This is a genomic window from Pseudoalteromonas sp. S558 (genome assembly GCF_005886635.1).
Lineage (GTDB): Bacteria > Pseudomonadota > Gammaproteobacteria > Enterobacterales > Alteromonadaceae > Pseudoalteromonas > Pseudoalteromonas aliena.
This window is the reverse complement of the sequence record NZ_PNDU01000387.1, coordinates 1-9,008: the sequence shown is the minus strand read 5'-3', so window position 1 is coordinate 9,008 and position 9,008 is coordinate 1. Positions and strand designations below refer to the sequence as shown.

Annotated in this window: 7 protein-coding genes and 1 pseudogene; 3 read left to right on the top strand and 5 right to left on the bottom strand. The window is 37.4% G+C overall.

What is annotated here, in order from left to right:
- The first annotated feature begins 276 nt into the window (after nt 1-276).
- Nucleotides 277-1,203, top strand: a complete 927-nt coding sequence (locus CWB66_RS19815) for a hypothetical protein (RefSeq protein WP_138586700.1) — start codon at nt 277-279, stop codon at nt 1,201-1,203.
- Between the two features lie 463 nt (nt 1,204-1,666).
- Here the strand turns inward: CWB66_RS19815 and CWB66_RS19810 are convergent, their stop codons facing one another.
- Nucleotides 1,667-2,626, bottom strand: coding sequence for a M23 family metallopeptidase (locus tag CWB66_RS19810; RefSeq protein ID WP_138586699.1), 960 nt, complete (start codon nt 2,624-2,626; stop codon nt 1,667-1,669).
- A 124-nt stretch (nt 2,627-2,750) separates the two neighbouring features.
- Between CWB66_RS19810 and CWB66_RS22795 the strand changes: the two genes are divergently transcribed.
- The gene (locus tag CWB66_RS22795) at nt 2,751-3,530 is read left to right on the top strand and encodes an NBR1-Ig-like domain-containing protein (protein ID WP_252371803.1); all 780 of its coding nucleotides are present in this window, start codon (nt 2,751-2,753) and stop codon (nt 3,528-3,530) included.
- Between the two features lie 244 nt (nt 3,531-3,774).
- On the opposite strand, the gene CWB66_RS19800 is transcribed toward CWB66_RS22795, so the two are convergent.
- A complete protein-coding gene (locus CWB66_RS19800) occupies nt 3,775-4,965 on the bottom strand; it encodes a PQQ-dependent sugar dehydrogenase (RefSeq protein ID WP_138586698.1) in 1,191 nt (396 codons plus the stop codon).
- Between CWB66_RS19800 and CWB66_RS19795 the strand changes: the two genes are divergently transcribed.
- On the top strand, nt 4,950-5,411 hold the full coding sequence (locus CWB66_RS19795) for a hypothetical protein (protein ID WP_138586697.1): 462 nt from the start codon (nt 4,950-4,952) through the stop codon (nt 5,409-5,411). The genes CWB66_RS19800 and CWB66_RS19795 overlap by 16 nt on opposite strands.
- A 29-nt stretch (nt 5,412-5,440) precedes the next feature.
- Here the strand turns inward: CWB66_RS19795 and CWB66_RS19790 are convergent, their stop codons facing one another.
- From CWB66_RS19790 to CWB66_RS19780, 3 genes and pseudogenes are all read right to left on the bottom strand, one after another.
- Nucleotides 5,441-6,124 carry a glutathione S-transferase gene (locus tag CWB66_RS19790; protein ID WP_138586696.1) on the bottom strand — a complete coding sequence of 228 codons (684 nt, stop codon included), beginning with the start codon at nt 6,122-6,124 and terminating at the stop codon, nt 5,441-5,443.
- A gap of 13 nt (nt 6,125-6,137) precedes the next feature.
- Nucleotides 6,138-8,429 (bottom strand): peptidase U32 family protein, encoded by a 2,292-nt coding sequence (locus CWB66_RS19785; protein ID WP_138586694.1) that lies wholly within the window; start codon nt 8,427-8,429, stop codon nt 6,138-6,140.
- 211 nt (nt 8,430-8,640) lie between these two features.
- A pseudogene (locus CWB66_RS19780) lies at nt 8,641-8,922 on the bottom strand (DDE-type integrase/transposase/recombinase); the annotation flags it as partial.
- Nucleotides 8,923-9,008 lie beyond the last annotated feature (86 nt).

The window sequence follows — 9,008 nt, the reverse complement described above, 5'->3', positions numbered from 1 at the left end:
ATTTTCAGTGAAAACAAGGCGAATTTACGCGTCAATAGCTGGCCTATTGCAAGTAAATTCAACGCAGTTAGCGCTGAGAATAGCTGCTCGAGATAGATTTATTATCCAGAGTTCAGGTTAGTTAAGTTGATTATCTCTTAACTGGGGTAGTTGAATCTATTAAACCACACCATAGTTTGTTTATTATTTCTAATTCATCGTAATATGTTCCTTTTTTATTGCTTTTTTTTTAAACAAGCATTAAGTTTTAGAATCAATCTAATAAGGAATTAATTGATGAATATAAAAAAATTGCTAACTGTAGCAGTTGTTCTAACTGCATGTGTAAGTTTTAACACTAAAGCCTATTATGAGCATTATATAGAATCTTGGCAGGCGACAGGGACACTGTCAGTAGCTGGTTATACTAAATCTTTAACTCATGATGAGTTTGTAAAAGTTACGAATAGATCAAAAAGTATCCGAGGTATCGAAGATACATTAAAAGCTTATGTTAAGGGAGAAGTCAAAAGCGCCATAGCAGGTAAAGCATCGTTACAAAGCTATGATCTTAAATTCAATGGCCCGTTCAAAGTTTTATTACAAGGTCAGCCTGATGGACGCATAAAAGTGAAACTTGGTGGTTTTTCATTTTCTACAAATGCAAAAATTAAAAAAAGCTTTTATGTAAAAGGGAATATCAAAATTTGGAGCAACACCTTAAATATCACAGGTTATTATAATCCATACACAGGCACTATTGGCAACGCAACAGTAGATCCTAACTTTAAAGTGTCTAGTGATATAGATATTGATTCAATACTGGATCTTATTCCTCTATTTAATTCTATAGTTACCAATAAAATTGAAGATAAACTTAAACATATGGTAAATAATACGGCTATAGAACTTTTAAATGAAAAAGTGATAAATTACCAAGAAGTTATTTTTGGTTTAGACAAAGCAATTCCCTCAGGCAAATATATATTTAATGGTAGGGATTATGCACAAGTGATTAAAGACAAATTTATTACTTTAACAAATGGCGAGTTTATAAGTATAGATTTAGATAGAACTAAAAAAGTTCTATTTGGTTCGCGTACACCTTACTATATTGGTTCAATGAATTTAAATATTTCGAATTCAGTGAAATTAACAATTATCGACACCCCTGTAATCTCAGAACGTTGTGATTATAGTAATTCTAACTCATGTAGTATCTAAAATTATTTAAATGGTGCGTCAACATCACTTTGGCGCACGTTTGATACCAATTTTTTTTAATGCCTTAAAAATTTAGCGCATGAGTATCGACAGTGTATCCATTCATTTTATCATCCCGCACTCGGTAAACCATCATAAATAGCGCGATCTTTATACTACTTGTAAAGCGCTTTAATTTTGTCGTCAAATCGTCGGTGAGTATTTGTGCGTCTTTTATGTGCTTTTTATTAACGAGAGGGTAACGCTAATTGTGTTGATTGAAAAAGTCGAGCAGTGGTTGTTTTCGTGTACAATTGTAGGGGCTGTGTAGCTTAATTTATCGCAATAGAGAAAAAGTCCAGTTATCCGGCAAGCAGGGAATACCTGTACCTTTATTTTCACGCGATGCATATAGCGATTAATTTTTTGTAGTAGGGCTATTCGGTGATTAGAGTGTGATAATACTCTAATCACCGAAAATAAATTATGGTCGTATGTCGAACTCATTACGAGAAGGAAATTCAAATTGAGCAGCGTATTTTAAGGCTGGTCGCTTTCCTTGCACTAAGCTATTATAGCCTGAAGAGTCGATTTCAAGGTCTCTATAAACAGCCATATGGAGGTGTGCGTCTATAGTACCTGAGTTACCTATTTGACCTATATGCTGACCAGTAGTAACACTAGGCTCATCCGTGTAATAACTAAGATGAGCATATCGTGCTGCAACCTTATACTGCGAGTTATAAATCACAATGTTGTAGCCATATTTACTGGAATAACCATCGAAAATAACTTTACCGCTAAAACCTGCAAATAGGTGCTCCCCTTTGTCTGAGTTACCACCCCCTCTATTAATATCACGAGCATGTATATCACCATCTGTATGAAGTGAACTCTCAGGAGTAACTTTCCAGCGGTAGTTTTCGGTGTATGAGTAATTATGACGTTCTTGAGCATGCGTTACGGGGCAGAGTTTGAGTACAGTGCGAGTACTATATAAATAAGGCTTACAATCAATTGGATAGTATCTGACAATAGCTTCATTGCTTACAGGGGTGTCAGAACTGTATTTAAAAAGTACTTTGAATTGTTCATTTTGGTTGGTTTTGGCTAAATTAACAGAACATTCCTCTTGAGAACCATTATATTGAGTGATTGATGGTGCATTCCAAGGTGCACACCGATTCGCCAAGTTGGAAGATGAGTTAAGCGGTACTGGGTTATCTCCATAATTTACATACATGTCAATATCTACATCGCGATCATGAGAGAGTGACAGCCGCATAAGCTCAGAGCCAGATAGTGTAAATTTATGTTCGGTTGTATTGTTATCAAATTGCAATCGGTGTTTCCCTTCGCTTAGAACTGCTGTGTATTCGTTGGCGTAGCTGCTATTAGTAATCATAATGATGGCTGCCAAGGCGCTGCTGGTTAGTAATCTCATTTTATATCCTTTAGTAATATGAATTGCGTTCGATCACTAACTTACTCATTTAAAAAGTTATTTGAATAAAAAAAATGTGTCGGATACAATTTGAATACAAAAAGGATACGTTTTGGTAACTTTTATGAGTGGTTATAAAAATAATTTAAAAGAAAAAGTTGATTTAGTCTTAGTACAAAGAAAAATAAGTCAGAAAGAATTAATTTTTGAATGTAGCTGCAGTCGCTCACATTTTAATAAAGTAGTTAATGGTGAAAGAAAAGCAGGTACAGCTTTACAAAAGCGAATGGTTAAGGCTCTTTGTTTAACAGACAATGAAACGATGTTTTTTTTTAATTATGATGATCCTGTTTTATGTGAAACTGATCGGGAGGAGTCGAACACTTACCTTAATATTGCTTTTAAAAATATCCAAGATAGGCTTGAGCGGCCCAAAAGAAAAAATGCAGTGCTTAGTATAGCTGTTATTTTTTCGTTACTTTTTGTTGCGCTGTTATATATGGGGACTTTTAATAGTGAGGTGCACCAACCAGCTAAGACCAACAATATGTTAAAAAATGATTGGTCGACGTTTGTAAAAGATATCAGTATTCCTGATGGCACAACATTAAAAGTAAATAGCCACCATGTTAAAACATGGCGCTTAAAAAATTCTGGAAAACATGTTTGGCGAGGCCGCTATTTAAAACGTTTGACCCCGCATTCAAATTTACTTTGTTCATCTGCGAGTATGGTGCCAATAGGGGAAACTTCACCAGGTGACGTTGTAGATATTAGTATTAAATTTAAAACTCCTCATATCCCCGGATCTTGCCGTTTAGATTTTAAAATGACGGATAAATTAGGTCAGCTATATTTCCCTAATTTGCATAGTGTTTACTTACTAGTGAATGTAGCCATGTGAAATATTTTAAGGAGCTAAGTTTTAAAGTGAATAAAATCAAACTGAATATTCATTTTAATTGAAAAATACCCGTCCGCTTAATAGGCAGTCCATTCAATATAGATAACAAGGGGAATCTAAGTATGATTGAAACGTTAAAGGTAAAATTACTCGATGGTATGCACGCTTATAATGAATGGGAATGTGCTTTATAAATCCCTATTGATTATAAATATGTGCCTTTAGCTAATATTAATAGCGCCAATTACCTTGGCGTGACTAACATTAGCTTTGCCTCTTTACCGTCGGTTAATATCGCGATATTACCCTCAGCGGTAACAAACACATCTCTTAATCGACCTGCGGCCTCAGGAAATACGTGAGACTGCGTAAATTCACCATTGGCTAGGTTAACGCTGTAGAGCTTTTTATCGACCAAAGTAGTGATCAGTACATGCTTTTGTAATGAAGGAAAAGCTGCGTGTTTAGATCCGTAATATGCCATGCCGGAAGGGGCTATTGATGGCGTCCAATTAACACTTGGCTTTTGCATGCCTTTATATTCGGTAAATGGTGAAATACGCGCTTGTGAGTAATCTTTGCCGTAGGTGATTACCGGCCAGCCATAATTAGTGCCAGCGGATAAGTAATTTAGCTCGTCACCGCCTGCGGGGCCGTGCTCGTGGCTAACAATTTGCTGCGTATCGTAATCATAAACTAGGCCTTGCGGGTTACGGTGGCCAAGTGAGTAAACAGCATGGGCGTTTGGGTTTTCATGATTAATAAATGGGTTATCTGTTGGAGTGCTGCCATCTAAGTTTATGCGTAATATTTTACCAAGCTGGCTGGTAATAACTTGTGCTTGCTCTCTAAAATCAAACCCATCACCATTTGAAAATAGCAAGGTATTGTCGGGTAGGGCTAGGGCACGGCCAGCATAGTGTTGCGGTGTGTTTTTATCAGTCGCGACTTTATAAATAACGTTAGGCTTTGAAAAGTCAGCTCCATCAAACGTGGCTTTAGCAATAACAAGTCGGTTTGCGCTTGCATCACCTTGGGCATAGGTAAAAATAATTTCTTTGGAGTCGTTATAATCTGGTGATAAGACAATATCGAGTAAACCCCCTTGGCCTGCAACGTATAAACCGATCAGATCTAGTTTTACTCTTAATTGCGCGTTGTTTTTAATTATAACGACGTGACCATCACGCTCTGTAATTAACCATGTGCCGTTTGGTAGTTCAACCATGCTCCACGGAGACTGTAATTGCGTAGCCAGTGTTTTTGTACTGTATTGCTCCTTTGGTAATGCGGCTTGTGCATTAGCGTTAAACGCACAAAGCGATAACAGCGTAAACCATATTAGATAAGGGATACGTTGTTTACGGCGCAAGCCTTTGCTACTGTAGGAAAAAAGTTTCATTTTAAGTTGAGATAACCATGTCGTTTTTAACACGTATACTCCCTTCATTTTTAGTTTCTTGGTTACTTACATTCACACTTGCTAGCTTGTTTCATAGTCAATACGTTGTCAATCAATTAGTTAATGTGGGTGTTGTGGTAGGCTTTAGTGATCGTGTTAATTTAACGCTTGATGATTGGTTAGGCTTATTACCCACCTATGGCGCTATTATTGCTATTGCACTTACTATCGCTTTTTTCGCCGCAGGGTTGCTGTATAAAAAAGTTAAAAAACAACAAACTCAGCTATTTGTTATTGCGGGTGTTATCGCTTTTGCTGTTGTTTTAGTTGCCATTGAGTCAATTATGAATATTCATATTATAGCTGGCGCGCGAGGTTGGGGATTTTATGCGCAACTGCTTACGGGGGCGGTAGGCGGTTATGTTTACTCACAGCTAATAAAGGAAACAGTTAGTAAAACTGGCCTTAACAAGCCTTAGTTTAGAGGAAATAAGTAAGATTTTTATTATTACTTTGCACTGCCTAAGTATTTATTACCCTTTGCAGCGCCGTATAAAAACTCTTCGCCGCAGTCCATATACAAATCGTATTTGGCCATGACTTTGGTGAACATGGGGGTGTGTAACAACTCGTTTAACCATGCGCGTACATGCGTGTATTCACTTTGTAAGTACCAGTGTTTATCTACGCGGGCAAACTGTCTAATAAATGGCAGCAGAGCATAATCGGCTAGGCTTTTTTCATTGCCCATTAAGTATTTATGTGTGGTTAGTTTTGCTTCAAATTGCTTAATAAACTCTTCGCAGGTTTTTTGATAATAAATTTGTGCCATGTCTTTTGTGCGAGCATAAAACTTATACTTTTCAAGCACCGGTTTAAATTGCGTGTCGTTTAGCTTAATTAATTCAAGCATGCGCTCAAGTGCTAATGGGTCTTGAGTATGCAGTAAATTATGCGGATCGTTTTGCTTTAAAGCCCACAGCATAATATCTAGGCTTTCATCTATAACTTGATTATTCGGCAGTAATAAAACAGGCACCGTGCCTTTTGGCGATATTTGCAAAAGGTGCGGTGGTTTATTTTTAGTTTTAATAGCGCGTAGTAGCACGTGTTGCTCTGCCATTAAAATACCCATTCGTGCACGCATTGCGTATGGGCAGTGTTGTAATGAATATAATAATGGCAATGTCATTTTATTACTTACCTTAGCTATTTAAGCCTTCAACATATTGCTGACGTGTTTTTACTTTTACCATGTGATTTAACTGATCAGCAGCGTGTGTTTGCCCGCTAATTAAATCCTGAAAATGCGCAAGTAACACGGCTTTATCGAGTTTTTCTTTGTCGCCTGAGCCAATGTCGGTTAAATCAATCATAAACTCGTCAAACTTGTCAGCGTAATCAGTCACAATATCCATATTTAAAAATTGCTCGTGGTTATAAATGCTCGGGTAGCCGCCTTTTTGTTTATCAATTGCAAAGCTAATGCCTTTAACATTGGTAACGGTTGTTTCTTTTTTACAGCTCAACATACAGCTTGCGTCAATACGTGGTTTTTTACAGCCAACGGTTTGCTGGAAAAAACACTGTCGGCTAGTCATCATTAGTATTGGATGATAAATGCTGTACATCATTTTAAAGTTGTTAGGGCGTTTAATATTACGCATTTGTGGTTTGTTTATTTCGTTTGAAATAAACGCACCTTTTGCGTTTAAATCTTCTTGTAGTGTTAGTAACGCATAAGAGTTTGTGGTGTTTAACAACGGGCCTGCAATCCAGTCAATACCCATTTGTACTGCTTTAAATGCCACGCCTGTATTGTTACTAATAATAAGCTTAGGTTTTACAACTTCGAGTAAACGTACCGCTTCTTCAAAATCTTTACCAATTAATACCGCCGGAAACCACGGAATTAACTGTGGGTGCTCTAAAAATACATTAATGTATTTATCGTTATCGGTTCTAAAGCTCTCTGGTAATTTAAAGTAAACATCGCCGTCGGTTAAATCACATAGGTGAACGTCTTTTATGTCCGATATTAAAATAGAGAGTGTTGTTTTGTTATCGGCTTTTTCGTGGTTTACTAGTTTAGGCAGTTCAACAGGGGCGAGTACATCTTTGCCTTCGTTTAATAAAAACGCGACTTGCTTTTTAATACGAGCGAGCTCTTTAAACGGAATGCTTAAGTTGTTGCCTAAGTTTGAGTAATCCATATTTTTAATGTCAAAATTGGCATTACTAAAGGTTTTAAAGCGTTTATCAATAGCAGCAATATCAACAACCGATTTATCGGCGGTTTGCATAGGCATTTGCGATTGAACTTCAAAGCGTAGAGGCTCTTCTGCGTTTTTATTCGAAAGTGTAATATTGTTTTTATCTTCAATAATTATGTTTACAGTGAATGGCTGATTTAATTGCCCTGTAAATTCTAATGTAAGCTCGCGCTTTGAAATATCTAAAAATTCAATTTTCTTTTTAACTAACGAATCAATTTCACTTTTTTGAGTAGAAAGCTCTTGCTGTGCATCGTAAATTTGCACGACCGAAATTGCGTTGTTTTTTTCGTTTGCGTGATCAAAGCTATGGTCGCGCGGGTTATCGGTAAACATGTTTTTGGTCATGTCGCCGGTTAAAAACTTATTGGTAAAGTTACGGTTAAACACTTTATATAAGCTCGAGTCGTCTTCAATTAAGTTACCTGTTTGTACAAAGGTATCTATTTGTTTGCGCCAGCTATCAATAACAGTATGTACGTAGTTAGCGCCTTTAATGCGGCCTTCTACTTTTAGCGAGTCAACGCCTGCGGCTACCAACTCAGGTAAATCAAAATAGGCTGAGTTGTCTTTTAAGTTTAATGGGTGTTTGTTACCCATCGCCGTTGGCTCGTATTCATCACGACACGCTTGCGAGCAGCGACCACGGTTACCCGAGTTACCCACGCTTACTGAGCTTGAATAACATTGCCCTGAAAACGCAATACATAATGCGCCGTGCACAAATACTTCGGTTAATACGTCGCATTTATGCGCTACGTCGGTCAGTATTTTAATTTCAGTTAAGTTAAGCTCGCGCGATAAATTTACACGTGTAGCGCCAATGCGGGCTAAAAATTCAACCTGTGATTCGTTATGGGTAGTTAACTGAGTCGATGCGTGAATATGCAAAGTAGGAAAGTGCTTTTTAACTATATTGAACAACCCTAAATCTTGCACAATAATACCGTCGAGCGTGGTATTTACTAGCTGATTTAATAGCTTAAATAGCGCACCCATTTCGTGCTCTAATATCACTACATTTAGGGTTAAAAATATTTCGCAGCCGTATTCATGGGCCAAGCGAAGTGCGCCGTTAAGCTCATCAAACGAAAGATTAGACGCTCGGTTACGTGCATTAAAGGTATCTAACCCACAATAAACCGCATTAGCACCGGCTACAATGGCGGCTTTTACCGCGTTTACATCACCGCCTGGGGCTAATAGTTCAATCTTTCTACTCATGACAACTTCACTTCGCTCATATTTAATTGCCGCGAATTTTATCTGGTTAGTAGCATGAATGCTATTTATTGAGGGATATAATGCATTATTGATTAACGTTGTAGATGGAACGTGATCGCAAAAGGCTCTCAGGCTTGGATTAATGTAGGCATGATTTTAAAAAATATCTCTTAGTGATTTGAAATTTACATTAAAAACAGTATCTTGATTGCTGCCTCATGATTTCTCGCTTCATAATAGGCTCATATTGGATAGCTTCAACCTTGAGTGAATGGAAAGAACTTTCGACACAGGCATTGTTCCAGCAGTTGCCTTTACAACTCATGCTTTGTACTAAATGAGGTTCGCTTAATAAATCACGATAAGCATAGGATGCATATTGGCAGCCTCTATCGCTATGTACAATAACATCTTTAGGTTTACCTCGGCGCCAGACAGCTATTTTCAGGGCGTGAGACACCAAAGTTGATTCCATACGTGTACTCATTGACCAATGTAGTGGTACAGTGATTTTGGCCACCCATTAAGAAAGAAATGTTATGCTAATAAGCATACAAATTTGGGTGAAAAAATGACGAT